Raw genomic sequence first — 26,239 nt, 5'->3', positions numbered from 1 at the left:
CTCCGAGCACCCATACCCCCCGCCGGCACTGCCCGACGCACGGAGGCCCACCGCGGAGCAAGCCACAGACCTGGCCCTACATCCCCCTCTGATAGCCCGTGTCCCTCTGTTCAAGCGGCAATGTCCCCAGGGCGTACTGGAGAACGGCTGATCTCACATGCCCGACGGACGGCCGCATCAACGGCCCTGATACGCGCGCGGCCCCCAGCCAAGGCATCCGGCTGGGGGCCGCGCGCTTCGGCCCCGCGACGTGTGCCCGGACACCGGGCTGGCCCGGCTGTCGTACGGGCAGGCCCGCGCGCTGCTCGATCAGCACACCGCCGTCGCCGGGGTTGCCGGCACAGGCTGGGACCTGCACGAATGGCGCCACTCCGGGCTGACCCTCTTGGGGAGGCCAGGCGCGAGCCTGCTGATGCTCATGGCCAAGTCCTGGCACCGCAGGCCGGGGAACGTGAAGCACTGGTTCAAACCCTCCCCGGAGGCGATCGCGGAGATCACCGGTCTGCTCGCGCCGAGTGACGCCCACCGGTGACGCATGTGACCGGACAGGGCCGCAGTGAAACGGTCTGCCGCGCTGCGGCCGTAACACGCCGGTCGCGGGGCGGAACTCCGCCCCGCGACAAGCACCTCAGTTGATGAGAGAGTCCACGACAGCCCGAGCTATGCCCGCAAAAATGCCTCGCACAACAGCAGCGAGAATCCATTCCCGGGAAGCTGCACCGTCAGTCTTGGTCTTGCCTCTTCACATCGAGCGCGCTGAGTTCCACATCGAAGCTGCCCTCCTGGTCACAGTGAGCGGGGTTGCAGTGATCGCCTCGGCAGCGTCCCCGGCAACGGCACGATCAACGCGCCCGCTCGTGGATGAGCAAGGGAGGAGAGGGTTAGGAACTCGTAAACTGGCGCGTCAGAAGCCTGACGGTGACCAGCGCATGGGGCGCAACGTTGAGAGACATACCGTCAGGTTACTCCGAATCGCGGGGATCAACGACCTGAAAACCGGACAAGCAACAGGACGGGCACACGGAGCCGGAAACCGGCCAGGTAGACGAACCAGTCCTTCAGATCGTGGGCGTACGCCTTGACCGTGTTCGGTGACTTCTCGCCCCAGGCCAGGTAGGCCAGGTAGCGCTCGATCGGCGCGACCGGAACGTGGTCATCCCCGAGCACCGTCCACGACTCGGCCTCCGAGTCCGGCATCAGCACGCGCTGTACCCGTATGGAACTTCCCGCTCATCCGTGGTGGATGACGGAAGGTAATCCCATCCAGGACGGGCCGAAGGGGCCTTCACCCGTACGAGCTGGACGTGGTGGACAGGGCCTCAGCGACTCCAGATAACGAACCCCAGCCGGTTCGCCACCGACAATGCCTCCTACTCCGACATGGCCTTCGGCCTCTACAAGACGCTCGGCTTCCGCTTCGCCCCGCGCTTCCGCGACCTGAACGACCAACGCTTCTGGCGAGCCGACCTGCCCGACGGCGACGAGCCGTCGGGGTACGGACCGCTGGAGGCGGTCGCCTGCAACAAGGTCAACCTGAAGAAGATCGCCGCCTACTGGCCAGACATGCTCCGCGTCGCCGGATCGCTCATCACCAACCAGGCCCGCGCGTACGACCTGCTCCGCATGTTCGGCCGCGAGGGCCACCCCACCCCGCTCGGCGCCGCGTTCGCCGAGTACGGCCGGATCGACCATGCACCTGCTCGCCATGGTCGACCCGGTCGACGACACCCACCGGCGACTGATGAACCGGCAGCTCACCGTGCAGGAGTCCCGCCACCGCCTGGCCCGCGCGATCTGCCACGGCAGCCGGGGCCAGATCCGCCAGGCGTGCCGCGAGGGCCAGGAGGACCAGCTCGCCACCCTCGGCCTGGTCCTCAACGCCGTCGTCCTGTGGAACACCCGCTACCTCGACGCCGACGTCGCCCAACTCCGCCGAGGGCCACGACATCAAGGACGAGGACGTCGCCCGGCTCTCCCCGCTCAAGGACCGGCACATCAACTTCCTGGGCCGCTACCTGTTCAACATCACCGCCAGCGGCCCCGGTCAGGGCCTGCGCCCCTTCCGGGACCCGGACCCCGTCGAGGACGACGCCGACGACGAGGACTAAGCACAGGTCACGCGTCCGGAGAGACGAACCCGTCAATGCCGACCGCGGCCGGCCCGGCCTGCGACGGTTACTGCGCAGGTGGGCTACACGCATGCTGTTCGGTGCCGTTCGCCGATCCGGTCGAATAGCTCGGGACGGGGACCGGGGAGGTGGGCGGGTGCCAGGTGAGAATCCAGCCGGCGGTAAGCGCTACCGCGCCGCCTGCCAGGGCGATTGCGCCGCCTGTTCCAATGCCTGCGGCCACCGCGCCCAAGCAAACCGGTCCGACGCCCTGTAACGTCATGCTGCCGGAGCCGAGCAAGCCGAAGGCCTGACCTTGGCCGTCCTGCGGCAGAGCGTCCAGGAACAGGCGTTGCAGGCCGAGACCGTAGGCGTATCCGAGGCCGCTGAGCAGCAGCAGACAGGACGAGACGCCCACTCCGGGCTCGGCAGCAAAGCCGATCAGCGGCAGCCCCGTCAGCGCAATCAACGGGACTACCAGTCGCTCCCGGGCGCGTGGCCGTAGCAGTCGCCCCACCAGCAGGTCACCGACAAGCATGCCGACCGGCAGACAGCCCATCAGAACCGCGTACCAGCCGGGCGCGAAGTGGCGTTCTCCCGCGTAGGCGACGATGAGGCCTTCCGCGCCCGCTACGAACGCGGGCGGTAGCCACTGGGCCAGCATCAGTCGCCGCACTGTGCGTCCGCGCAGCAGCAGGCCTGCACCATGCAGGCTTGCACGGACGGCCCCGCTATCGCCCCCAGCGGTGCCGGGTGTGCCGCCGAACTCTCCCGGCTGCAGCCGGGGTAGCCGGATGCAGACAGCGAGCGCGCAGCCGAGGTAAAAGGCGGCGCTGACCGCGAGCGCCCAGCGTGGGCCGAGTGCCGCGACGACCGCACCTCCCAGCGCCAGACCGAACAATTGCGCGCCGGCGCCGGCGATGTTGTTCAGCGAACGGCCCAGTACATAGGCGTCACCCTCCAGCGACTGAGCGACCAGCCGACTCGACGCGCCGTGAAACACCGGTGTGGCGAGAGAGACCAGCGCCACGACACCGAGGCTTGCCGCGACCGGCATCCGCACCAGGGCGAGCAGCAGGGCGGCGGCGCACATCAAGGCGTAGCCGCCGGTAATGAGCGCGCGGGGCGGCAGTCGGTCGGCCAGTGAGCCCAGCAACATCGAACCGAACAGCTGCGGGATGAAGCCGATGCCGAAGGCCACTGCGCTCAGCAGCGCGGAGCCGGTGGCTGAGAAGACCAGAACCGAGAACGTGGCGATCCGCAGCGCGTCCGCAGTGATCGAGACGGCGCGGGTTGAGAAGAGCAGCCGGAATCGCGGCTCGGCCAGCACCTCCCGGTAGGTGGCACGGTGGTTGCCCTGCGCGGGCTCGGCGGTTGGGGTCATGGCGCCCAGCCTCGCCGTGCGCCCACACCACTCACCAATGATTCGTCGCTGGACGAATCGGAACAGACGTCCCCCGCTAGCATGGCCGCGTGCTGCGCTTCGAAGTCTCCGTCGATGACCTGCTGCGCAGCCGCTTCGCACTGTCGCCAGCGCTGGACCTCTGCCTACTGCTGCGCTCGCTTGCCGACCACGACGGGCCGCTGCCGCGAGCATGGGCCACCCGACTCATGCCGACCTTTGAGCGCCTTCGCCGCGAGACCGAACTGAACGCCGCCCTCGCCCTGCACACCCCGCGCGGGGGCGGACCGAACTTCGTCGCCCCGCCTCCACGCGGCCTCAACCAGACCTGGGCAGACGACCTGGCCATGATCCGGGCCACACCGCTGGAAGCGGCCCGCCACGAAATCACTACCAACGCGACCGGCCCGCCCGCCCTCGATCCCCGCGTGCGCGCAGTGCTGGACTCGACGGACGCCGTCCCCAGGATCGCCGAGGCGATGGACCATGCCTGGCACGAACTCCTCGCCACGGACTGGCCGCAACTGCGCGCGATCTGTGAGCGCGATGTCGTGCACCGGGTGGGTGTGATCGGCGAACACGGATGGGTCAGGACCATCGAGAGCCTGCACCCGAGCATCGCCTGGCAAGCCGGCGGTATCGAGATCGGCCACTTCCCTCAAGTCGGAACAGTCCCCCTGGCCGGCGACGGGCTCCTGCTGATCCCTTCGGCCGTCGTCGCGAATATCGCCGCCCACACGGAAGACCCCTGGCCCCGGACCTTGATCTATCGTGCCCGCGGCACCGCCGCCCTGTGGGGCGAACAGGAGACCGTCCCGCAACCGGACGCGCTGACCGCTCTGGTAGGCCGGGCCCGAGCCCGGCTGCTGGTGGCGCTGGACGCCCCGGCGAGTACCAGCCACCTCGCCCGAAGCCTCGCCATGACACCCGGCGCGGTAGGAGACCACCTCGCCATCCTGCGAGGCGCGGGACTGCTCGTCCGCGCCCGGTCCGGACGATCGGTGCTCTACCGGCGCACCCCGCTCGGCGAGGCACTGATCGCCGGTTCGGGCTGAGGGCACAGATTAGCAGTGCATTTCTCACAAACGGGGGCGAGCTCAAGGGATCAGCGCACCACCGCTGTTCAGGAGGTCAGCGTAAACCTCTGCCGGAGTCCGATAGCCGTGGGTCCTGCGCGGACGGTGAATGAGCTCGTCGGCGATAGCGTCCAGGTCGGTCTGGCTGAACGTGCGGAGGTCTGCGCCCTTGGGGAGGTACTGCCGAAGCAGCCGGTTGGTGTTCTCGTTGGTGCCGCGCTGCCACGGGCTTCGCGGCTTGCAGAGGTAGACCGGCATCCCGGTATCGGCGGTGATGGCCTGGTGCTCGGCCATCTCCCGGCCCCGGTCCCAGGTGAGTGTCCGCCGCAGTTGGGGCGGGATACCGAGGAGACTCCTGGTGAGGTGCGGAGTGACCTGCTCGGCCTTGATGCCGTCCGGCAGCGCAACGATGGCCGTGTAGCGGCTGGTGCGTTCGACGAGCGTAGCGACCGCGGAGGGCCGGGTGCCCATCACGAGGTCGCCCTCCCAATGGCCGGGAACCGCGCGGTCCTCGACCTCGGCGGGACGGGCGCTGATGGAGACCATGCCGCGGATGATGCCCCACCCGGTTGGCCGACGGGCGATCTTCGGGCGGCGAATGGGCCTGGCTGACCGCAGCCGCTGGGTCAGGTTCCGGTCGATCGCCTGGCGCCGACGCGGGTCGTGTAAAGCGGGAGGTAGATCGCTTCGTGTGAGATCTGCATGGAGGCGTCAACGGGGAACTGGCGTCGCAGCCCTCCTGCAATCTGCTCGGGAGACCAGCACAGAGCCAGCTTGGCCTCCAAGAGCACGCGCAGAGCGGGCCGTTGGGCGAGCTTGGCCCGCTTGGGCCGGCGCCCGCGCGCGTAGGCGGCCGTATCAGGGGATGCCGCACGGTAGCGGTCCCGGCCGCCGTTGCGGGCGATCTCACGCGAGACGGTCGAAGGCGATCTGCCCAGCCGGCTGGCCAACTGCCGGGCAGATTCCCCGGCGGCGATGCCGCAGGATATCTCTTCGCGCTCGGTGCCGGTCAGATGACGTTCTGATCGCTACTGCGGGGTGAGGCGGATGCCGCCGCTCTGGTACAGGAACTGGCGGACGTGGTGCATCGGCGCCCCGAGCGCTCGCCCGATCAAGCTGAACGACTGACCTTCACGCCACCGTCTCCAAACCTCGTCCTGCTGAGGCGTCGAGAGCTTGTGCACCCTGGCAGGAGTACCGCGGGCGACGCTCTACCGCGCCTACCCACACCTCAAGGCCGAGTTCGACCGTCAGCGCCAAGCCGCCCACGAAGCCGGACCGCAGGCCGAACCGCGCCTGGCTCAGATCGAACGGCTCAAGGCCGAGGTTGCCACGCTGCGCGAGCGCCTGAGCAGCAAGAACGTTGAACTCGACGCTCTGAAGGAGTTCCAGGCCACGGCCCTGTCCCGCCTCGCAGCCCAGCACGACGAGATCACCACGCTTCGACGACAGCTCGATGCCACCCCGGTGGCGTCAGTCCGCGCACATCCTCGATAGCGTGGAGTTGAGACCCGAGTGATGAGGAGGGCGCGTGCGATACGCGCTGGACGCACTATTCGCTGACGTGCCCGCGGAGCAAGTCGAGGAAGCTCGTGACTTCTACAAGTCGAGGGCGGCAGGCCGTGGCCCCAGCACACTGGAGGAGCTCAAGGAGGCCCGAGCGAAGAGGTCTGCTTCACATGCCGCCGATCCGCCTGCCATCGAAGAGACGATCGAAGCCGCGGAAGCGCGTGTCCCTGTCAGGATCTTCACTCCTATCGACGGTCCGCCGCAGGGCGTCTATCTGGACATACACGGCGGCGGCTTCTACATGGACTCCGCAGCGCGAGGAGACAAACGCAACCGCGAGCTCGCAGACGCCCTCCACCTCGCTGTTGTCAGCGTCGACTACCGGCTGGCCCCTGAGCACCCCTGGCCAGCGGCACCCGACGACTGCGAAGCGGCGGCGCTCTGGCTCATCGAAGAAGCCGATGCCCGCTTCGGAACGTCCCGACTTGCGATCGGCGGGAGTTCCGCGGGAGCCACACTCGCCTTGGCGACCCTGCTCCGGCTGAGAGACAGGGGTGCCGTTGGCCAATTCACCGGCGCCGCGCTCCAATTCGGGACCTACGACTTGAGCGCACGAACCCCGGCCGGTCGCCGCATCGCGGACGAATACTTCATCCAGGCGTACGTCGGCCATGTGGAAGACCGCACTGTTCCTGATATCTCTCCCATCTACGGCGTTCTTCGAGGGCTTCCCCCAACGCTGCTGGTCGTCGGAAGCGCAGACGTGTTGCTGGAAGACAACCTGGCGCTGGCGGGTCGGTTGTCAGCGGCCGACAATGATGTCGAGCTTCGGGTCTACCCCGAGTCACCTCACGGCTTCACGGCCCACCCGACGACAATGGCCAGGACGGCGCTCAGCGGCGTCGAGTCCTGGCTGCGCGACCGGATTACACAATCGTAGGGACCGACCGCGATCTCGAAGGATCCCAGTCCATAGGTCGATGTCGATTACGTGAGACACGGCCTCACGCACTCCCGCCGACGTGGGCGGCAAACCGTCAGGCGCGCAGTCGACATCGATCGACCGGACACGTCTCATGCCCGGCTATCTCGCATACCCGATCCGGACCGGCTTCGCGGCCGGCTCTGCCGGGGCGGCCTCGACGGGCGGGCCCGGCTTCCACGGCCGCCCGGGCTCCCGGTCCTTGGGGACGAGGACCTCCAACTCCTGGCGGAGCGCGAGGACGAGGACGAAGCGCGGGGTGTGGTACTTCGTCGCGGTCTTCCCGCCGCGGGTACGGCACGGGCTCCCGGCGAGGGCTTCACAGTTCGGACAGTCGTTTCGTTCTAACGCAATTGCGGTTTGATCGGGCGTCAGATAAACCCCGACAGTCCTTCAGAAGTGCCTTGCACAACGCCCCCGGTTTTGAGAGGACTTCTGCGAATCGCCACCGGCGGAAACGTGATCGACTCAGGGGCTCTCGCAGAACTCCCGTAACTGGTCAATTATGAGAATCACCCTGCGCGACAGGTGTCACGCGCGGCTGCGGTGGGGGCTGGCCCCGCGAGCCGGAACGCGGCGGGCGAGCGCGAAGGGCGTATTCGTCCCATCGAGCCAGCCGCCCTCGCCGGGTCGCCGCATCACCTCGTTCAGCAGGGGCGATCAACCGGAGTGCCCGCTCGCGGCAGCGCGGATCGTCCGTTTACCGTCCCGGTAGTGCGCTCGCTCTATTCGGCGTCGTGTTGCCGTTCACGGCCGGTGTCGAAGAATGACGAGAGGTAGTCTTGTGCTCCCAAATCACTGTCGCGCATCAGGGAGAATACCTCACTGCCGGATTCAGGCTTGTCCATGGTCATCTCGTATACCTGGACGAAGTCGAGATAGTCGGCGTTCTCCACAATCTCGCAGTACTCCCGGGCCTCGTCGGTGGCCTGCTCTACAGCATTCTGGAACGTGCCGGCCTGCACCATCGTGACCCGTTCCTCGTAGGTCTTCAGGTCATTGTGGTAGTACACCGTGCGGGCACCAAACCACTTGAGGTTCTTGCTCTGATCAGCCACAGGAATCTCCTCCTTGCCTGTCTCGTCAACCGCTTCTTGCTTTTTTCGTCCGGTGGCTGCCTGTCGCCGCAGAGCCGAAGCACCACCTTGCTCCCACACCCGCCGCCAACGCCGCACACTCTCGGCACACACCCCCACCGCCCTCGCGATCTCCGCATTCGAGACGCCGTCCTCGAACAACTCGACCGCCCGAACACGACGCGCCTCCGCCAACTGAGGCCGCGACAAAGGAGAAAGGGAAGAGCCGGCAACCGAAAGAGAAGGTTGATAAGCCACGCCGACAGCCTCCCACCCACACGGCCACCACACCCACCGAACTTACGAAAAGATCAGTAGGCCGTGTCTCGTAATTGATCTTGCAGGTGGAAAATGTCGTCGCGCTCGTGGTCAGCGTCCGGAAGACTGCGGCCATGAGCTCTCGACGCTTCGTTTTCCTAGACCCTGACGGCATGAGTGCCGGTGGCTGGCTGTACGCGGTGGTCGAGGCGAAGACGGGGGTCTTCTATCAGCAGCAGTACGGCGGAACCGCCTGTCGACAGGGGCAGGTCGAGGGCTTCCTGGTGCCGCTGTTCGGCCCTGATGAGCTGGACGCGTTGCGCGAGCTGTTCGAGAAGCACTTCCGTGGTGCCGGCACCTGGAACTACGCGTGGCCGGACGACGAGCGGGACAGGCTCCGCGAGATCATCGGGGCCATCCACTACTGGGCATGCGACGGGACCACCGAGGAGCTGCGCCCCCTGCGCCTGGACGCGAGCCGGATCGCTGAGGCCGATGAGGCCTGGGTGCCGGTGATCACGCCGGACGGCCCGGCAGTGCTGGTGTGGTTCAACTCGGACTGACCAGCGATCAGTCGCCCGCCCCGAGCCAGAGGATCAGCGCCGCGATGATCGCCCCGGCCCGGTAGCGGGCCGCCAGTTCGTCGAATCGGGTTGCCACTGCGCGGAACTGCTTCAACCGGGAGAAGCACCGCTCGACGACGTTCCAGCCCCGATAGGCAGTCTCGTCGAAAGCCGACGGTCGGCCACCAGAGCGCCGACGAGCCAGCGCAGCGGCACGAGGACGACAGCATCGACGACCTCGACGACCTCCCCGACGACGACACCCTCGCCGCGGCCACCGGATTCGGGCTCTACGACGCACACGAGGAAGCCGACAAGTGGTAACCCCCCGCCCGCGCACCGACCACGCCACCCGTGCCGGCGACACCAGCCCGAACGCTGCCCGGGCCCACAACGCGGCCACCGGCGCAGGCGGCGATGCGGCCGAGCCGTCCTGGCCCCTGACCACCTGGCAGGACTGGCACCACTTCGTCACCACCGAACCTGTCACCCCGCCCCCGCCCGGCCAGCCACCCCGCAGCCCGGAGGAACGCCTCGCCTACCACTCCGCGTTCGTCACCATCCGCACCCCCGCCATCAGCCAACTCGCCACCCAAGTCCGCACCCTGATGGTCCTCGGCCGCCACCAACAGGCCACCGCGCGGCCCTCGCTGATCGTCACCGGACCCGCCGCAGCCGGCAAAACGACCGCCCTCCTGAACGTCGGCCGCACCTGCCACCTCGCCCACACCCGCAAAAACCCCACACCGCCCGGATCAGCACACGCCGCGGTACCCGTCGCGTACGTCCTCGTCCCGCCCGGCGCCGCCGCGAAAACCCTCATCACCGAATTCGCCCGCTACCTCGGCATCCCCACCAACACCCGCATGACCCAGACCCAGATCACCGACGCCGTCTGCCACACCTACAGCCAAGCCGGTGTCCAACTCGTCCTCATCGACGAAATCCACCGCCTCACCCCCCGCACCACCACCGGCGCCCAGGCCGCCGACCTCTTGAAAGACCTCACCGAACGCCTCCCCGCGACCTTCGTCTACGCCGGCATCGACGTCACCGACACACCCCTCTTCTCCGGCACCCGCGGCGCTCAACTCGCCGGACGCGCCACCCTCATCACCTGCGGCCCCCTCCCCGCCCGCCACGAACCACGTGAACCCTTCCACGACGTCATAACCGACATCGAAAACAACCTCGACCTCACCCACCACAAAAACGGCACCCTCCCCCGCCACCACACCTACCTCCACCAGCGCACCGCCGGCCGCATCGGATTCCTCACCCGACTCATCCGCCAAGCCGCCATCACCGCCATCACCGCCATCTGCGACGGCACCGAACGCATCACCAAAGCCTCTCTCGACACCATCCGCCTCGACCACCTCGCCGAAACCCACCACCGCCCCCGCACCGACTGAGGAGAGGCATTGCCGTCGATCATTGAATGTGCCAGTCCGATGCTCCCGCGGCCGGTGTCCCACCGCAGCAACGCGTAGCCGTCGACGATCTCCGCCTGGTCGAAGTCGGCTTCGCCGTGCGCGGCCGGTCGGTCCAGCGTCCTCCCGCCGGGCGCGGATCCGCGTCTGTGAGCAGTCGCGTATTTCCCCACGATCACCGGTTTCGCGATCGCACAATTCCTCACTGGGCTGAGGCCGTGACGGGCCGCCCGACTGCTGAGCGTGGGGCAGGTCCGGCCGGTCAAAACACCTTCGGCGGCGCTGCGCGCTGGCCTCCGGCCACCCTGGACAGTCCTGACCTGCCCGAACGACCGGGGGTTATCAGGCGGCCCGAGAACCCTGGCGCCGCGGGGGCCGACGACACAGCTCCGTCTTCCCCACGGCCGTGACGACGGTGGCTCCGCCGTCCCCGTGGCCCATTCCATGATCTTTGAGGTGGGGAACTGCACGACCGTCGACAGCGTCGCCTGTCGCGTGTCGGACGCACAGCGCAACCGTGAAGGGATCCTGGAGATCGCGTCGCGACGCCGCAAGGCCGGTCCGCTGCGGGCCAGAGCACCGGCCAGCGCGTTGGAGTCTCGTTCGTATACGCTTCTCCGCTCTCTGCAACGCCGGCGAGCCTTGGGGGGCAGCAGGCTGCCATGCGCGACCTGGGGAGGGCTCATTTCCTTGAGCGCCGTCGCCATCGTGGTCTACACGTTTCCCCCGGGACGGACGAAGTCCGGCTGGTCGTGGCCCTGGACAGCGGGCTGACCGCTGGCTTGGCCGCACCGTTCGCACAAGGGATGGCCCAGGAGCGGTGCGATGAGAAACACGGGTCTTGCTCCCTTCGCGTTCCGTGTGCGATCTTTGAGGCATTCCCGCCATGGAAACGTTTCCACGAGGAGGTGGAGCCGGTGACCACGATCAAGGACGTCGCGGCACGGGCCGGAGTCTCGCTGGGTACCGCGTCCCGGGTACTCAGCGGGAGCAGCCAGACCTCGCCCGACTCCCGGTCCCGCGTTCTCGCCGCCGCGACTGAGCTGGGCTACATCGCCAACGGCCCCGCCCGGTCCCTGCGGCGTTCCCGTACCGACGTGCTCGGGCTGCTCGTCTCGGACATCCGCAACCCGTTCTTCTCCGAACTCGCCCACGCCGCAGAGCAAGAGGCGCGTCACCACGGCTACACCGTGCTGCTGGCCAACGCGAACGAGGACGCCGGACAAGCCGACGCATACCTGCGGACCTTCGCCTCGCAGCGCATCGACGGCCTGCTGTTCTCCCCGCAGGGCACGGTCTCGCCGCAGCTCGCGGCCACACTTGCCTCCGGACTGCCGCTCGTCCTCCTCAACCGTACGGTCGAGGGCGTCGACGCCCCGCTGTACGGCACCGACAACGCGGAGGGCGTCGGCCATGTCCTGGCCTGGCTGCGGCAGCGCGGACACTGTCACGTGGCGTTCATCGGCGGCCCCGAGACGATCTCCACCGGCGTGGAGCGCCGCGCCGCCTACCTCGCCGGGCGTGAGAAGCACGGGATCAGCACCGACGACAGGCTGCTCGACGCCGGTGACTTCCTGGCTGAGGGCGCGGCCGAGGCCATGTGCCGCGTCATTGACCGGGGCGTCCCCTTCACGGCCGTCTTCGGCGCGAACGGCCTGACCACCCTCGGGGCCGTGCGCGCGCTGCGCGAGCGGCTCGGTGCGGAGCGGGCCGCCCGCATCGAGGTCGTTTCCTTCGACGACCTCGACTGGTTCGAGTTCGCGTCACCGCCCATCAGCGCGGTCCGCAACGACGCGTCGTCGATCGGCCGCCTTGGCGTGCGCGGACTGGCCGACCTCCTCGCCGGCCGCCCGGCGTCCGGGCAACGCATCGCCACCTCCTTCGTCGACCGGTCACGGGGAGGCGTCCGATGAACACGCGCGCCGCCGTTGCGGACGGCGTCGACAGATACGAAACCCTCTTCGAAAGGATCAACCGATGAAGGTCGCCCTCGGAGCAGACCATGCCGGGTACCCGCTGAAAGCGGCCGTGCGCCGGGCGATCGAGGACCTCGGCCACGAGGTCGTCGACTGTGGCACTGACAGCTCCGACCCTGTCGACTTTCCCGACATCACCCGGGCCACCTGTGACGCGGTGCTCGCCGGAACCGCGGATCGGGCCGTGCTCGTGTGCGGCACCGGTCAGGGCGCCGTGATGGCCGCGAACAAACTGCCCGGCATCCGCTGCGCTCTGGCTCACGAGCCCTACTCCGCCCACCAGGCCGTCGAGCACGACGATGCCAACACCATGGCCATGGGCGCCTGGCTCGTACCGCACGCGCTCGTGCCGGACATCGTCCGCGAGTTCCTCGCCGCGACTTTCGACGACGACGAGGACACTCGCCGCCGAGTCACCAAGCTCAACGCGCTCGACACTCTCACACCGCCGGCCTGACACCGCCGACGGACGAGGTCCCTCGCAGCCCCGTCGTACGACGCCGCCGTGCGTCGACTCGGCATACCCGGAACCACCGGAAAGGGAGCCCGGCCCTGCCATGTCGGCCCGGCACTCCCGCATCACGCCCCCGCGCCCCGGAGACCACCTGAGAAAGAGAGTCCCCATGTCCACCAGCACCGTTACCGGACGGCGAAGCGTCCTCGGCACGAAGGACCGCTTCAAGACCGCGGTCGCCGCGGCCGTCGGCACCAGCGTCGAGAACTACGACTTCATCGCCTACGGAACCGCGTCCGCGCTCTACTTCGGAGCCGTCTTCTTCCCCGAGAGCGACCGCTTCGTCGGCACACTGCTGTCGTTCGCCACCCTCGCGGTCGGCTTCGTCATGCGCCCGCTCGGCGGCGCGATCGGCGGCTACTTCGCCGACAAACTCGGCCGCAAACCCGTCCTGGTCGCCGCCATGGTCGTCATGGGCGCCGCGACATTCCTCATCGGTGTGCTGCCGACGTACGAACAGGCCGGCGTGGTCGCACCGATCCTGCTCGTAGCGATCCGTATGATCCAGGGCCTGGCGTTCGGCGCCGAATGGGGCGGAGCGATCACCATGGCCTACGAACACGCTCCATGGCACCGCCGCGGCATGTTCGCCGCCATCCCCCAGTCCGGCAACCCCTTGGGCATCGCGCTCGCCAGCGGCATATTCGCCTGGAGCGCCACACTCAACGGCGACTGGCAGTGGCGAACTCCCTTCCTGCTCAGCGCCGTCCTTGTCATTGTCGCGCTGATCGTGCGCTCCCGGCTCTCCGAATCCCCCGAGTTCCAGGAAGCCCAGGCCAGCGGCAAGACCGAGAAGAACCCGCTCCTCGCAACCCTCCGCGACGACTGGCGGAGCATCCTGCGTGTGATCGCCCTGCGCGTCGTCGAATCCTTCGCCTATTACTCCACCGCGACCTACCTGCTCAACTACATCACCGAACGCCACCCCGATCTGCGCCCCGTCGCTCTCGGCGCCATCACAGCCGCCAGCATCCTGGCCATCGCGGTGACCTTCCTCGCCGGCGCGCTCACAGACCGCATCGGACGCCGCCCCATCTACATCGCGGGCTGCACGGCGGCGATCCTCTTCGCCTTCCCGATGTACCTGCTCACCAACACCGCCCGTCCAGCACTGGTCGTAGCCGTGTTCATCATCGGAATCGGGCTCATCCACGCCTCGCTCACCGGGACACAGGGGTCCCTGCTTACCGAGCAGTTCCGCACCGCCACCCGCACCTCGGGAGCCTCACTCGGCTACCAGGTCGCCGCAGCCATCGGCGGCTTCGCACCGCTGCTCGCCGCCGCCCTGGTGGGCGCCTTCGGCTGGCCCGGCGCCGCCCTGCTCTACCTCAGCGCCGCCGTGATCGGCTTCGTCGGCATTGTCGCCACCAAAGAAACCTGGGGCCATGACGAGCGCAAGCGCGTACTCGCCCTCGTCGCCGAAGAACGCCGACCCTGACATCACATCGGGCAGCAAGGCCGTGTCTGAGAAACGGCCCCACCGAGGGCGTCAACACCAAGACCAAGCGGATCGCACGCCAGATGCACGGACGCGCAGGCTTCACCCTGCTTCGCCACCGCATCCTCCTCGGATAGCAGCACACTCCGTCACCACCGAGAGTGAGACAGGGCCGAACATTTTACAGTCCCCAAGATCCCCGGCAGAGTCGAGTTGAGCTTGTGGGTGCGGCTGGCGTGGAAGCCGGTGACGCTCACGGGGTCGTGTACGTCGTTGTCCAGGCCGCAGAAGCCGGGGTCCGCGAGGGCGCCGAGGCTAGCGGCGCGCAGGTGACCACTGACCAGTGGTGAGAGCAGGCCCAGCGGGCTGCCCACCTCGCGCAGGCGGCGCACGGCGGCCAACTGGGCTTCGATTGCGGCCGCCTTGGAGGCGAGGGACTCCTCCAACCGGGCCAGGGACTGTTCGATGCCGGTGGCGCCCTCAAAGCCATCCCGGATGTCGTCCAGGGAGATGCCCGCATCAGCCATTCTCCGGATCCACAGCAGGCGGATCATGTCGTCGTATCCATAGCGGCGACGGTCATCACTGCCGCGTTCCGGCTCGGCGAGGAGCCCGATGGCGTGGTAATGGCGGATGGCGCGGGGTGTGATCCCGGCGAACGCGGCGGCATCGCCGATCTTGACCCGGCGGCGAATCGTCTGCGCGTCGGCGATGTGTTTCTGAAGGTGGACGCCGATCAGGCACGCATCGACGTCGAGGTCGAGGCGATGTCCCTGGCGCCGGTCCCAACCCCCGGAGGTCCTGTGGCGCAAGCCGCCCGTGCTCGCGATCGCCGCGCTTCCGGGGACGACGCTTGGGCGCCTCGACGGGCCGTCGACCGGGGCGCCGGCGGCATGGGCGGCGGCGGGCGCCGCCATCCGGAAGCTGCACGCCGCGCCGCTGCCGTCCCAGCGGGGCCCAGCCGGCCGGAGCATCGTCGCGCCGGCGGCGGAACTCGACGACGAGTGTGAGTTGCTCGTGACACACGACGTCCTGCCCGCCGATCTGGTCACCCGCAACCGCCAGGTCGCCGAGGCCGCACTCGGGCCGTGGACTCCGGCGTTCACGCACGGCGCCCTGCAAGATCGCGTACGTCGTCGTCAACGGCGACGAGGTCACGGGCATCATCGACTGGTCCGAGGCGGGCCAGGGTGATGCCCTGTACGACCTCGCCACCTTCACGCTCGGACACGAGGAGTACCTCGACGACGTCATCGCCGGCTATGGCACTGGCATCGACCTCGACGTGATCCACGCATGGTGGTCGTTGCGAAGCCTGGTGGCGATTCGCTGGCTGATCGAGCACGGCTTCGCCCCCTTCGCACCGGGCTGTGAGGTCGACGTGCTGGGATCCCGCATGTGAGGCTGCGCGGTCCCGACTGCCACGTATGCGTGCTGACGCATCGAGGAGGCCATCCCCTGGGGCGATCGCCCGCCCCTACTCTCAACAGAGTACGGTGCGTAGTCGTCGCCAGCAGATGACGGCACAGCCGAGGGTGACGAATGGTGGTGGATGTCGTCGTGGATCTCCCACCGATACACAAGCGGCGGAACCGGTGCAGCAGCGCGATCGTTCCTTCCACAACCAGCGGTACACGCCCAGGCCGGAGCCGTGCCCGGTGCCGCGCCGAGCGAGGCGCGGGGTGAGCCGAAACCGGTGGACCTTGTCCCGGTAGGCCTCGTGGTCACAACCGCGGCAGGCGCCCGCGCCCTCGGCCCGCTTCCTGGCCTCTCCCCGCGCAACATGCCGTCGCCCCTCGATGCCGGCCTGCCACGGCAAATGGGCCGTGCTACGACCTGTTCCGCCGTTGTGGCAGCGCAACGGCACCCGGCAGCACATCGGGTCTGGGTGAGCATCTTCTGTGTGATGCCGTCCAGCAGACGCCTCAGTTCGTTGAACCGCATGGCCCCGTCGTTTCGCTGGAGGGCCCCGAGCACGTACAGAACCCACTTGTTGGCGAGCACTTCGATGACCGTGTGAGCCGGGCAATCCCGCATCTGTGCGGCGAACCACTGGGCGTCCGTGAGCCTGCCGGCCGGCGCGTCACGGTCTGACGATCGGTACCCGGACTGCTTGGTGGGTGTGGCGGGCCCAGCGCGGGCCCGTGACGGGGTCCCGTACCGCGCGCTGGGGGTCCGCCCGCGTGCTGCGATCCGTTGCGATCCCTGGCCGCTTTACCAGGTGACGGGAAGGGCGTGGAGGCCGTAGATGACGGCGTCGTATTTGAAGGGGATGGCGTCGAGGCCGTCGACGGTCCGAAGGGTGGGGATGCGGCGGAACAGGGTGGGGTAGATGACTTGGAGTTCCATGCGGGCCAGCGGCTGGCCGACGCAGTGGTGGGTTCCGGCGCCGAATGCCTGGTGTTGGCGGGCGTTGCGGGTGATGTCGAGGCGGTCGGGGTCGGTGAAGACGGCGGGGTCGCGGTTGGCGAGTTCGCCCAGGAGGATGACGCCTTCTCCGGCGCGAATGGTACGGCCGGCGATGTCGATGTCCGCCAGCGCGGTGCGGCGGCGCCCGAGGTGGACGATGGAGAGGTAGCGCAGGAGTTCCTCGACGGCGTCGCGGATGACGGCCGGGTCGTCCGTGTCCCGGATGAGGGCGAGCTGGTCGGGGTGTTGCAGGAGCAGGAGGGTGCCCAGGCTGATCATGTTCGCGGTGGTCTCGTGTCCGCCGAGGAGAAGGAGCACGCCCATGGTGGCGGCCTCGCGGCGGGTGAGTTCTCCGGCCTCGATCTGGGCGCAGAGGCTGGAGAGGAGGTCGTCGCCGGGCTCGGTGAGTTTGCGGCCGACGAGGTCGTCCAAGTAGGCGGCGAGATTGGTGTGGGCTGCGTGGCGGTCCTGGGGGGTGGCGACGGCGGAGACGATGGTCTTGCTGTTGCTCTGGAAGAACTCGTGGTCCTCGTAGGGGACGCCGAGCATGTCGGAGATGACCAGTGAGGGGATCGGGAGCGCGAGGTCCTGGACGAGGTCCGCGGGTTTGGGGCCGTCGAGGATGGCGTCGATGAAGTCGTCGGCCATCTTCTGCACGCGGGGCCGCATCGCTTCGACGCGCTTGATGGTGAAGGCGCCGCTGATCATTCGGCGGAGCCGGGCGTGTTCCGGATCGTCCATGCCGACGAAGCTCAGGTCGGTGGCGCCGACGTGGGCGTGTGAGGGGTCCACCGGGCTGGGGAAGCCGGGCTGGGTGAACTGGGCGCTCAGGCGCGGGTCGGACAGCAGTGCTTTCTGCTCCGCGTGCCCGCTCACGGCCCAGGGAGTGGTGTCTCCCCAGGAACGGACGCGGGTGAGCGGCCCGAGGTCGGACAGGGCTCGCATGTCGGGCGAGGGTGCGAAGGGGCATGCGGAGGAGCGGGGTTCGGGGAAGTCGGGCAGGCCCCGGCTGTCGGCTTCGGGCGCGGCGGGCGTGTGCGTCATGGGTCTCTCCGATGGTCGAGGTTCTGGCGAAAGGCGCCGGGGGGCGTGGTGGCCGGGTCAGTCGGCGGTCGTTGACGGGGATGTCGGCGTGTCCGGGGGCCTGATGACTGTGGCGACGGCTGCGGCAGTCGGCTTCGAGGCCGACGGGGTGTGGGACGTGTCGCCGGCGTCGTCTGTGGCATCGGGCCGGTTCGCGACGGGCTTGCGGTAGGGAATGGCCAGGGTGATGGCGGCGGCGGCGAGGGCGACGAGGCATCCGAGGAGCAGCCCGGTGCGGAACCCGTTCTCGCTGGGTACCGTCTGTGCGCCCGTCCCCACGGTCATCTGAGCCAGAATGATGCCGACGACGGCGGCTGCGACAGAGGTGCCCACCGAGCGCAGGAGGGTGTTGAAGCTGTTCGCGGACGCGGTCTCGGACTGCGGGACACCGCCCATGATGAGAGCGGGCATGGCCCCATAGGCGAGGGCGACACCGGTGTTGCAGATGCAGGTGACGATGAGCAGGCCCCAGGTCGAGCCCATCAACAGCAGCGAGGAGCCGTAGCCGAGGGCGATGACCAGGCTTCCCACGAAGAGGGTCGTCTTTGGGGAGCGGGCGGCCGAGAGCTTCGCGCCCAGTGGGGAGACGAGCATCATCATCAGGCCCGAGGGGGCCATCCAGAGGCCCGCGGCCAGCATGGACTGTCCCAGTCCGTAGCCCGTCCGCTCGGGCAGCTGAAGCAGTTGGGGCAACAGGAGGGCCGCGGCGTACATGGAGAAGGCGACCACGACGGAGGCGGCGTTGGTCACCAGCACCAGGGGACGGGCGGTGACCCGGAGGTCGACCAGCGGCGCGGGGGTGCGCAGTTCCCACCAGGCCCAGGCCAGCAGGATCACCGGCGTCGCGATCAGGAGGGTGAGGGTGGTGGCGCTGCCCCATCCCCAGTCGGCGCCCTTGGAGACACCCAGCAGGAGACAGATCAGACCAGTCCCCAGCCCCAGGGTCCCGAGCAGGTCGAACGGGGCCTTTTCCTTCTCCTGGGCGGGTGAGACGGGGATGACCAGGTAGATGAGCACGGCGACAACGGCGCTGAGCGCGGCGGAGACCCAGAACAGGATGCGCCAGTCGGCGCTCTCGGCAACCGCGGCGGCGAACGGCAGACCGAGGGCGCCGCCGATGCCGAGCGAGGAGCTGATGAGCGCGATCGAGGAGCCGAGCCGCTCCGGGGGCATGATGTCACGCAGGGCGCTGATCCCCAGGGCGACGATGCCCATGCCCATCCCCTGCAGGGCGCGGCCCACGACCATCGGGATCAACGAGTCGGCCAGCGCGCACACGACTGATCCCGCGACCAGCGGCACACAACAGGCCAGCAGGACGCGGCGTTTGCCGTACAGGTCTCCGAGGCGTCCGCTGACCGGTGTGGTGACGGCGCTGGCGAGGAGTGTTGCCGTGACCGCCCAGGAGGCGTTGGAGGCGGTGGTGTCCAGTAGCGCGGGCAGACTGCCGATGAGTGGTACGACGAGGGTCTGCATGAGGGCGGCGACAATGCCGGCTGCCGCCAGCACGGCGACGCTTCTGCCCGGGTGGATGACAGGTCTGAGAGTGGTCATGGTGCATTTCCGTTGCTGTGGAGGGGCGCCGCGCGCACCACGAGGCGTTCGTCTCGGACGTGCGGCCGCGGCCATGGCCTACCGCGAGGCGGTAGCGGGTTCGGGCCGTGTCGAGGGGGTGTACAGGGGAAGGAGGTGTTGGCGGTGCTTACGGGCCTGCTTGGGCATGTTCCAGCCCAGGACCGCCACGGGATGGCCTTCGTCGTCGAGGTAGCGGGCGACGAAGCGGCCCTCCTCCACGTCGCCTTCGGCGATGTGCACGGCGGCGGTGGGCGTGGGCAGCCCGTACACCTGGATCTTCACGCCGAGTTGGTCCGTCCAGAAGTAGGGGACGGGAGTGTAGGGGCGGTCCTCTCCCAGGATGTTCGCCGCGACTGTCTGCGCCTGCTCGGTGGCGTTCGTGCGGTTCTCCAGACGCAGTGACCGGCCAAGGGTCTGGTGCTGGAAACGGGCGACATCCCCGACGGCGTAGATGCCTTCGGCGGCACGGCAGTGGGAGTCGCACACGACGCCGTCCTCCAGGACCAGACCGCTGTCGGCCAGCCAGCCGGTCGCGGGGACGCCGCCGACCGCCGTGACAACGAGGTCGGCAGGAAGAACTTCGCTCTCGGCGGTGCGGACGCCGCGGACGCGTCCCTCGGTCGTTTCCACTTCCTGGACGAGGGTGTGCGGACGCAGCCGCACCCCGTGCCCGCTGTGCAGCACGGCGAGCTGGTCAGCGATGGCGGCGCCCAGCTGCGTCCGCATGGGCGCGGCCTGCGGTCCGGCGAGCGTCACGTCCCGGCCCATCTGGCGGGCCGTCGCGGCGATCTCGGCGCCGAGCACCCCGTCACCGATGACCACGGCCTGCTCGGCGTGCAGCAGTTCCTTGCGGAGCTGGGCAGCGTCGTCGAGGGTCCGCAGGACGTGAACGCCCGATATGCCGGTCAGACCGGGGAGTCGGCGTGCACGCAGTCCGGTGGCCAGGACGACGGCCTGCGCTCCCAGCTCCCTTCCGCTCGCGGTCCGCACGGTGCGCGTGGCGGCGTCGAGGGACACCGCCCGCTCGCCGAGGACGAACTCGGCGTCCAGGGCCTCCAGGACGTCGCGGGTGCGCAGGTGGGTGCGTTCGGCATCCCATGTGCCGGCCAGGACCTGCTTGGACAGGGGCGGCCGGTCATACGGTGTACCGGCTTCCTCGTCGAGCAGGGTGATCCGACCCCGGTAGCCCTTGCGGCGCAGGCTCTCCACGATGGCCAGCCCTGCGGCACTCGCTCCGACGACGAGGACGTCCGATGGCACGTTCACGCGTCCTCGCTGAGGACGATGGCCGCGGCGGGGCAGACCGCGGCGGACTCGCGGACCAGTTCCTGCTGGTCGGCGGGGGGCGCGGCGTCGAGGAGTATGACGATGCCGTCCTCGTCACGCTGGTCGAACACTTCCGGTGCGATCAGCACGCACTGGCCGGCGCCGCAGCACTTCTCCTCGTCCACGGTGATCTTCATGGTGTCTCCCCTTGTCGTATCGGGTCTGTTCTCGTTGGTCATTCAGCGGTGGAAGGTGGGCGCGGTGAACAGGCCCACCAGCGCGTCTTCCAGCGCGTCGGCGGTACGTTCCCAGGACGCGCCGGGTTCACAGCTGCCCTCGGCCAGGGCACGTTCCCGCTCCGCGCAGGTATGGGTGATCAGGTGCCGTGCCATTTCGCCGCGCTCGCGGCGCACCTCGGCGGGGACGGCGTCACGCAGGCAGCGGCCGAGCCCCTGGAGGGTGCGACGCAGGCTGTCGCGGGTGAGGGACTCGTCGGTGACGAGCGCCCGCATCATGGGGTCGGTCATCACCTGCACCGCGAATCTGGCCTGCCAGGAAGGCGTGCCGAGGGAGCTCAGGTGCTCGGGAACCGGCCGCACCAGGCAGCGCACCCAGTCCCGTACGTCCGTGCTGTCGCCGGCCGCTTCCACATGCAGCTGGCGGACGGCGTCGACCAGCATGACGTGCTTGGTCATGATGGCGCGCACGAGCGTCGCCTTGGTGCCGAAGTGGTAACTGACGACGGTGTTGTTGCCCTGGCCGGCGGCCTCGCTGATCTGGCGGTTGGAGACGTTGGACAGGCCGTGTTCGGCGTAGAGCCGCTCGGCCGCCGCCATGATCGCCTCGCGGGTGCCGGCACCGCGGCCGGTGCGGGGCTCGGTTCTGTTCACCATGTCACCGGTACCTCTTTCAGCGGAGCGGTCAGCGTGCCTTCGTGGCGCCGCGGGTCATGGGCGTCCAGGGCGAGCCGCAGGTCCGGCAGGCGGCGCAGCAGCACTCCGAGGACGGCCCGCAGTTCGGTGCGTGCCAGCGGCTGGCCCAGACACGAGTGCGCTCCGGCACCGAACGTCAGGTGGGGATTGAGTCTGCGGCCCCCGTCCATGACCTCCGGGGTACCCGAGGAACGCTCATCCCGATTGGCTGCGGCCGTGCTGCACACCACCGTCGTACCGCGCGCCACCGTGCCGCCGGACAACTCGACGTCCTCGTGGGCGTAGCGCAGCATCCCGAAACCGCTGCCGTTCGGGTCGAAGCGCAGCACCTCCTCCACCGCGGAGCGGATCAAGGAGGGATCCTCGACCAGTCGCTCCCAGCGGCTGCGGTCGGACAGCAGGTGTGCGGTCATCGTGGCGATGAATCCGGCCGTGGTCTCATGACCGGCCAGCAGCAGAGCCTGCCCGGTGGCGACCAGATCCGCCTCCGACATCGGTTCGCCCGCGGCGTCCGCCCCGTCCATCAGCTGCCGCAGCTCCGCCCGCTCCACGGGCGGCTCCAGGACCGCCGGAGCGGAGATCGGATAGTTCATCGGCTCCGTCTCGCGCGTTTCGTTCATGCCTGCCTCCTTGGGAGTGCTGCTCGGCCGCACCCGCCGGCCCAGTCAAACCACGAACTCCGATTAAGTCAATCGACTGACTTAATCGCGTGCTGTGACTGGCCGGAAGCATGCCGCCGACCGCGGACAGCCCGCCGCGGGGTGCGATCCCGCTGGAGGCCGAGATAAGCCCCCGCCGCGACCACTCCCATACCGACCGCCGTGCCGACGCCTCTGGCCCCGCTCACCAGGGAGGCCGCGGCAAAGGCGGCGGCGGTGTTGAAGAAAAAGAGGAACCAGAGCACCGGGCGGGCGGACAGGAACGACGTCACCGGCTCACGTCGCCCCAAGAGGAGACCGGTCAGCAGCGAGAGTGCTACGCCTCCCGCGGTGCACCAGTTCTTCACGGCGCCGTCCAGCACCACACCAGAACCCACTGCGGCGGCCAACCCGGCCGTGAACAGCAGAATGGGAATGATCCATGAGAGCAGAATTTTCACGGTGGTCTTCCTTGTCGGGCGTCGTCTGTGGGTACCAACGATCCCGATCCGGGGACACGGACACGAGCGGGCACACTCCCCGATCGGTGGTGTAGACCGCTACACCTTTGGCCCCGACGGGCAGACGGCGACGATCTCGCCGCCAGCCGGGGCGTTACGCTGCGACCATGGGCGCAACTTTGCGGCGCGCGGCGCGTGCCACGGCCTATCTGCTCACCAGCGCGGCGATGGCCTTTGGCTTGTATCTGTTCACCACCGTGCTGCTGCTCACCGCTGCGGGAACCCTGCTCGTGGTGGGCGCCTGGATGTTGCCGGAGACAGTACTGCTGATCCGCCGGATCGCCGGTGCCAAACGACAGATGGTGGGGGCCTGGGACGGAGCACCGATCGAGGAGGTCTACCGACCCCTCCACGGCAGAGTCGCCGAGCGAGTGCGCACAGCGACGCGCGACCCGGCGACGCGTACCGATCTGCGCTGGATCGCCGCGACCTGGTTCTATCCCGTCCCCCTCTTCCTCACAGCACTGCTGCTGTGGCCGCTGGGCCTGGTGATCGACGCCGTGGCCGCCGGAGTGCTGCGCCGTCGCCCCCTCGTCGTGCCCCTGATCAGCCGACTCGCCGATGCTGAGGCCACATGGTCCCGCCGCCTCTTGCGGCCCTCCAAAGCCGCACGGCTTTCCGCCCGCGTCGACGAACTCGCCGCCACCCGGGCCGATGCCATCGCCGCACACGGCGCCGAACTGCGCCGTATCGAAAGGGACCTGCACGACGGCACACAGGCGCGCCTGGTAGCCATGCACATGCGGATAGGAATGGCGCTTCAGATCTACGACAACGACGCCGCCGCCGGACGAGACCTCCTGGAGCAGGCTCGGGACCAGGCCGAAGCATCCCTGCGAGAACTACGACACGTAGTGCGGGGCATCCATCCACCGATCCTCACCGACCGTGGATTGGCCGGTGCCGTTCGCGCGCTCGCGGCAGACAGCGGTCTACAGGTGGAGGTGCGGGTCGACGGTTTGGAGGACGAGAGGACGCGCCCGGCGGCCGCCCTGGAGGCAGCCGTGTACTTCACGGTGTCCGAAGCCCTGACCAACGCCGCCAAACACAGCACGGCGAAACGAGCCTCGGTGCGGCTCGAGCGCCTGCCGGCCGGAATACGCGCCGTCGTGAGCGATGAGGGCATCGGCGGCGCGCAGGAGACATCGGGCTCGGGGCTGGCCGGCGTCCGGCGGCGGACGGCCGCCCTCGACGGGACACTGACCCTCTCCAGTCCCCCGGGAGGACCGACCGTGATCGAAGTGGAGCTGCCGTGCGTGTGGTGATCGCCGAGGACAACACCCTCCTCAGGGAAGGACTGACACTTCTTCTGACCACGTCGGGACACGAGGTGGTGGCGACGGCCTCGACTGGGCCGCAGATCCTCCCCGCGCTTCTGGAGCACCGGCCCGAGATCGCCGTGCTCGATGTCCGCATGCCCCCAAGTCACCGGGACGAGGGCCTGCGCGCCGCACTTGAGGCCCGTACACACCTGCCTGCGCTGCCTGTTCTGATGCTCTCCCAGTACGTCGAGCAGTCCTACGCTGCCGAACTCCTCGGCGGCGGCGCGAGCGGCGTCGGCTACCTCCTCAAAGACCGGATCGGCCGGGTCGAGGAGTTTCTCGATGCGCTTCGGCGCGTGGCGGCAGGCGGAATCGCCCTCGACCCGGAAGTCGTCGGCCAACTCCTCACCCGCCCCGCCCACTCCCCCCTGGACGCACTCACCCCACGCGAACGCGAGGTCCTGACCCTGATGGCCGAGGGCCACGACAACATCACGATCGCCAAAACCTTGGTCCTGACCGAACGCTCTGTCAGCAAACACATCGGCAACATCTTCGCGAAGCTCGGCCTCACCCCCACCGACAGCGGGCACCGCCGAGTGCAGGCCGTCCTCGCCTACCTCGGCCACCAGTAGCCCCTCTGCCGTCCCCTGCCCCGCCGGTGTGATTACGGTCCTCCAGGACCGGCGCGCCACCCCGGACGATGTGGACCGCCTATGGCAGGCGTTTCTCCGGCCGCTTCGACCTGAAGCACACCTTGCGTTTCGCGAAGCAGACACTCGGCCGGACGACTCCGAAGTTCCGTACTCCCGAGGCGCCGGACCGCTGGACCTGGATCCTGATCGTCGCACAGACCCAGCTCCGGCTCGCCCGGCCGCTCGCCGCGGACCTCCGCCGACCCTGAGAGAAACACACCACCTCCGACCGGCTCACCCGGGACAGGGTCCACCGAGGGTTCAGGAACATCCGCGCTCATCTCGCGTGCACGACCCCGTTCCGAAACCCCGAGGCGCCAGCCCCGGACGGCTACCCGGCACCAAGAACAAACACCGGGCACCCCGCCACAACGTCGGCAAAACCGTCAGACGCCCCGAGACCCTCAAAGGCATCGGCAAGCCTGGAAGATCTTGATCGGCAAAGATCAAGCTCAGGTACCGAGGAGCTCGATGATTTCGCTCACCCGGCGGACCGGGAGGGGGGTCCATCGCGGCGTTGGCGCCAGCCGGGAGACCACCGCGCTGAGCCACTCCGGGTCTCCGAGGCGGTGCAGCGCCTTCGCCTCGGACATCTTCGCGACCAGGTCGATCACCAGGGCCATGTGCATGGACGTGTAAGTGCGGTCGTGGTGGGTGTAGTTCACCGACCAGGGCTTATTTTGATCGCGAATGCCGGACAGGGAGCAGCCGTCTCGGCCACCGTCCATGTAGCCGCCTGCCGCGATGATGACACCCCCGGTGCGGGTGGCCATCCATGGCTTCATAGTGGCCCTCAGCCGAACGGTGTGGAGGCTGCTCCACGGGACGACGTCTCGGGGGTCCGCCTCTCCCCGCACACAGTGCTCGATTCCTTCGGTGGCAAGCACCAGGCACGACCCGTCGTTCCGCTTCGGGTCCCCGATGACCCATCGGTCCCCGACCAGTTCCAGCGGCCCCAGGTGCTGCATCAGACTCCCCCGCTCCCCCGACAGATCGTGTGCCCCCCTGTCCGGATTTTACCCTCCGCAGGCCCACCCGGGAGTCGTGCCGCCGAGGAATACCCCCCTCACATCGACCAAGTCCGTGCCCGATTCCGCTGTGACAGAGAACCCTCGGCAAGGTCGGGCGGCCCGGGGGGAGGGGTCCCCATGTTCACCACGTCCGCAAGCTCGCCGATCTCAACCGACCCGGACGCCGGGAACGGCCCGCGTGGGTCCATCTGATGGCGATGCGACGGCGAAAGACCCCGGTGATCTGCCGCCGCTGCCATGAAGACATTCACGCGGGACGTCCCACCGCAGCACCACGGAAGTGATCACTGGCGAGCCGGATGCCTGAAAATCGGGCCCGTCCGGTTCGGGAAGGGGCCATCGGAAAAGGACCCGAGCCGCGGGCACCTCGTCGGCGGCCTACTTCACTCGGGAGGCGGCTAGGGCGTTTCGTTTGGATCATCGGGCGGACCAGAGGTAGATGCCTGCGATGTGGAGTCCTGCGAGGTAGATGGTTGCGGTCTTCTCGTAGCG

At 68.6% G+C, this 26,239-nt stretch carries 22 protein-coding genes and 9 pseudogenes; 15 read left to right on the top strand and 16 right to left on the bottom strand.

The genetic code is table 11. The annotated features are described in order from the left end of the window. Positions 1 to 232: 232 nt before the first annotated feature. A pseudogene (locus ABTZ59_RS32865) lies at positions 233 to 532 on the top strand (site-specific integrase); the annotation flags it as partial. A 449-nt stretch (positions 533 to 981) separates the two neighbouring features. On the opposite strand, the gene ABTZ59_RS32860 reads toward ABTZ59_RS32865, so the two are convergent. Next, the gene (locus ABTZ59_RS32860) at positions 982 to 1,197 is read right to left on the bottom strand and encodes a site-specific integrase (RefSeq protein ID WP_351422391.1); all 216 of its coding nucleotides are present in this window, start codon (positions 1,195 to 1,197) and stop codon (positions 982 to 984) included. Between the two features lie 144 nt (positions 1,198 to 1,341). Here ABTZ59_RS32860 and ABTZ59_RS32855 point away from each other — a divergent pair. Further along, positions 1,342 to 2,108: pseudogene (locus ABTZ59_RS32855) on the top strand (Tn3 family transposase); the annotation flags it as partial. A 67-nt stretch (positions 2,109 to 2,175) separates the two neighbouring features. Here the strand turns inward: ABTZ59_RS32855 and ABTZ59_RS32850 are convergent. Beyond that, a complete protein-coding gene (locus tag ABTZ59_RS32850; RefSeq protein WP_351422387.1) occupies positions 2,176 to 3,492 on the bottom strand; it encodes an MFS transporter in 1,317 nt (438 codons plus the stop codon). Between the two features lie 89 nt (positions 3,493 to 3,581). Between ABTZ59_RS32850 and ABTZ59_RS32845 the strand changes: the two genes are divergently transcribed. Continuing rightward, on the top strand, positions 3,582 to 4,565 hold the full coding sequence (locus ABTZ59_RS32845; protein ID WP_351422383.1) for an ArsR/SmtB family transcription factor: 984 nt from the start codon (positions 3,582 to 3,584) through the stop codon (positions 4,563 to 4,565). A gap of 42 nt (positions 4,566 to 4,607) precedes the next feature. Here the strand turns inward: ABTZ59_RS32845 and ABTZ59_RS37455 are convergent. Further along, positions 4,608 to 5,770 (bottom strand): annotated as a pseudogene (locus tag ABTZ59_RS37455) (IS30 family transposase). On the opposite strand from ABTZ59_RS37455, the gene ABTZ59_RS32830 reads away from it, so the two are divergent. Further along, positions 5,763 to 6,083, top strand: coding sequence for a hypothetical protein (locus tag ABTZ59_RS32830; protein WP_351422380.1), 321 nt, complete (start codon positions 5,763 to 5,765; stop codon positions 6,081 to 6,083). The pseudogene ABTZ59_RS37455 and the gene ABTZ59_RS32830 overlap by 8 nt on opposite strands. 34 nt (positions 6,084 to 6,117) lie before the next feature. Further along, entirely contained in the window at positions 6,118 to 7,035 is a 918-nt protein-coding gene (locus tag ABTZ59_RS32825) for an alpha/beta hydrolase (RefSeq protein WP_351422374.1), read from the top strand. A 144-nt stretch (positions 7,036 to 7,179) separates the two neighbouring features. On the opposite strand, the gene ABTZ59_RS37450 is transcribed toward ABTZ59_RS32825, so the two are convergent. Beyond that, positions 7,180 to 7,431: a zinc finger domain-containing protein gene (locus ABTZ59_RS37450; protein WP_503003797.1), complete on the bottom strand. Its 252-nt coding sequence runs from the start codon at positions 7,429 to 7,431 to the stop codon at positions 7,180 to 7,182. A 371-nt stretch (positions 7,432 to 7,802) separates the two neighbouring features. Then, entirely contained in the window at positions 7,803 to 8,411 is a 609-nt protein-coding gene (locus ABTZ59_RS32820) for a helix-turn-helix domain-containing protein (protein ID WP_351422369.1), read from the bottom strand. Positions 8,412 to 8,584: 173 nt separating this feature from the next. On the opposite strand from ABTZ59_RS32820, the gene ABTZ59_RS32815 reads away from it, so the two are divergent. Then, entirely contained in the window at positions 8,585 to 8,974 is a 390-nt protein-coding gene (locus tag ABTZ59_RS32815; RefSeq protein ID WP_351422360.1) for a DUF6210 family protein, read from the top strand. Between the two features lie 7 nt (positions 8,975 to 8,981). Here the strand turns inward: ABTZ59_RS32815 and ABTZ59_RS32810 are convergent. Next, a pseudogene (locus tag ABTZ59_RS32810) lies at positions 8,982 to 9,242 on the bottom strand (IS5/IS1182 family transposase); the annotation flags it as partial. A 172-nt stretch (positions 9,243 to 9,414) separates the two neighbouring features. Between ABTZ59_RS32810 and ABTZ59_RS32805 the strand changes: the two are divergent. The 4 genes from ABTZ59_RS32805 (at position 9,415) to ABTZ59_RS32790 (ending at position 14,335) form a co-directional block, all read left to right on the top strand. Further along, positions 9,415 to 10,389: a TniB family NTP-binding protein gene (locus tag ABTZ59_RS32805; protein ID WP_351422497.1), complete on the top strand. Its 975-nt coding sequence runs from the start codon at positions 9,415 to 9,417 to the stop codon at positions 10,387 to 10,389. Between the two features lie 935 nt (positions 10,390 to 11,324). After that, the gene (locus ABTZ59_RS32800) at positions 11,325 to 12,320 is read left to right on the top strand and encodes a LacI family DNA-binding transcriptional regulator (protein WP_351422356.1); all 996 of its coding nucleotides are present in this window, start codon (positions 11,325 to 11,327) and stop codon (positions 12,318 to 12,320) included. A 64-nt stretch (positions 12,321 to 12,384) separates the two neighbouring features. Continuing rightward, positions 12,385 to 12,840 (top strand): RpiB/LacA/LacB family sugar-phosphate isomerase, encoded by a 456-nt coding sequence (locus ABTZ59_RS32795; RefSeq protein ID WP_351422352.1) that lies wholly within the window; start codon positions 12,385 to 12,387, stop codon positions 12,838 to 12,840. 166 nt (positions 12,841 to 13,006) lie between these two features. Further along, a complete protein-coding gene (locus tag ABTZ59_RS32790; protein WP_351422349.1) occupies positions 13,007 to 14,335 on the top strand; it encodes an MFS transporter in 1,329 nt (442 codons plus the stop codon). A 302-nt stretch (positions 14,336 to 14,637) separates the two neighbouring features. Here the strand turns inward: ABTZ59_RS32790 and ABTZ59_RS32785 are convergent. Next, positions 14,638 to 15,048, bottom strand: a pseudogene (locus tag ABTZ59_RS32785) (MerR family transcriptional regulator); the annotation flags it as partial. On the opposite strand from ABTZ59_RS32785, the pseudogene ABTZ59_RS32780 reads away from it, so the two are divergent. Then, positions 15,004 to 15,737, top strand: a pseudogene (locus tag ABTZ59_RS32780) (phosphotransferase family protein). The pseudogenes ABTZ59_RS32785 and ABTZ59_RS32780 sit on opposite strands and share 45 nt — an antisense overlap. A 491-nt stretch (positions 15,738 to 16,228) precedes the next feature. Here ABTZ59_RS32780 and ABTZ59_RS32775 read toward each other — a convergent pair. The 8 genes and pseudogenes from ABTZ59_RS32775 to ABTZ59_RS32740 form a co-directional block, all read right to left on the bottom strand. Beyond that, a pseudogene (locus ABTZ59_RS32775) lies at positions 16,229 to 16,372 on the bottom strand (winged helix-turn-helix transcriptional regulator); the annotation flags it as partial. 177 nt (positions 16,373 to 16,549) lie between these two features. Beyond that, positions 16,550 to 17,788 (bottom strand): cytochrome P450, encoded by a 1,239-nt coding sequence (locus ABTZ59_RS32770; protein WP_351422342.1) that lies wholly within the window; start codon positions 17,786 to 17,788, stop codon positions 16,550 to 16,552. 57 nt (positions 17,789 to 17,845) lie between these two features. Beyond that, positions 17,846 to 19,381, bottom strand: coding sequence for an MFS transporter (locus ABTZ59_RS32765; RefSeq protein WP_351422339.1), 1,536 nt, complete (start codon positions 19,379 to 19,381; stop codon positions 17,846 to 17,848). A gap of 78 nt (positions 19,382 to 19,459) precedes the next feature. Further along, positions 19,460 to 20,668, bottom strand: coding sequence for an NAD(P)/FAD-dependent oxidoreductase (locus ABTZ59_RS32760; RefSeq protein WP_351422334.1), 1,209 nt, complete (start codon positions 20,666 to 20,668; stop codon positions 19,460 to 19,462). Next, the gene (locus tag ABTZ59_RS32755; protein WP_351422330.1) at positions 20,665 to 20,865 is read right to left on the bottom strand and encodes a ferredoxin; all 201 of its coding nucleotides are present in this window, start codon (positions 20,863 to 20,865) and stop codon (positions 20,665 to 20,667) included. The genes ABTZ59_RS32760 and ABTZ59_RS32755 overlap by 4 nt, the downstream gene beginning before the upstream one ends. 42 nt (positions 20,866 to 20,907) lie before the next feature. Beyond that, complete coding sequence (locus ABTZ59_RS32750; protein ID WP_351422327.1) at positions 20,908 to 21,561, bottom strand: TetR/AcrR family transcriptional regulator; 654 nt, start codon at positions 21,559 to 21,561, stop codon at positions 20,908 to 20,910. Then, entirely contained in the window at positions 21,555 to 22,220 is a 666-nt protein-coding gene (locus tag ABTZ59_RS32745; protein ID WP_351422313.1) for a cytochrome P450, read from the bottom strand. Before ABTZ59_RS32745 ends, ABTZ59_RS32750 begins: the two co-directional genes overlap by 7 nt. A gap of 68 nt (positions 22,221 to 22,288) precedes the next feature. Then, positions 22,289 to 22,699: a hypothetical protein gene (locus tag ABTZ59_RS32740; RefSeq protein ID WP_351422305.1), complete on the bottom strand. Its 411-nt coding sequence runs from the start codon at positions 22,697 to 22,699 to the stop codon at positions 22,289 to 22,291. A gap of 167 nt (positions 22,700 to 22,866) precedes the next feature. On the opposite strand from ABTZ59_RS32740, the gene ABTZ59_RS32735 reads away from it, so the two are divergent. The 3 genes and pseudogenes from ABTZ59_RS32735 to ABTZ59_RS32725 all read left to right on the top strand — a co-directional run. Beyond that, entirely contained in the window at positions 22,867 to 24,024 is a 1,158-nt protein-coding gene (locus ABTZ59_RS32735) for a sensor histidine kinase (protein ID WP_351422302.1), read from the top strand. Continuing rightward, positions 24,012 to 24,656, top strand: coding sequence for a response regulator transcription factor (locus ABTZ59_RS32730; protein WP_351422298.1), 645 nt, complete (start codon positions 24,012 to 24,014; stop codon positions 24,654 to 24,656). The genes ABTZ59_RS32735 and ABTZ59_RS32730 overlap by 13 nt, the downstream gene beginning before the upstream one ends. Positions 24,657 to 24,711: 55 nt before the next feature. Then, positions 24,712 to 25,152 (top strand): annotated as a pseudogene (locus ABTZ59_RS32725) (NF041680 family putative transposase); the annotation flags it as partial. Between the two features lie 16 nt (positions 25,153 to 25,168). Here ABTZ59_RS32725 and ABTZ59_RS32720 read toward each other — a convergent pair. After that, positions 25,169 to 25,489, bottom strand: a complete 321-nt coding sequence (locus ABTZ59_RS32720; protein WP_351422294.1) for a hypothetical protein — start codon at positions 25,487 to 25,489, stop codon at positions 25,169 to 25,171. Positions 25,490 to 25,875: 386 nt separating this feature from the next. Here ABTZ59_RS32720 and ABTZ59_RS32715 point away from each other — a divergent pair. Further along, a pseudogene (locus tag ABTZ59_RS32715) lies at positions 25,876 to 26,031 on the top strand (HNH endonuclease); the annotation flags it as partial. Positions 26,032 to 26,239: the final 208 nt, after the last annotated feature.

The sequence above is a fragment of the Streptomyces sp. NPDC094034 genome (assembly GCF_040303865.1).
Taxonomy (GTDB): Bacteria; Actinomycetota; Actinomycetes; order Streptomycetales; family Streptomycetaceae; genus Streptomyces.
This window is presented reverse-complemented; position numbering and strand designations above follow the sequence as displayed.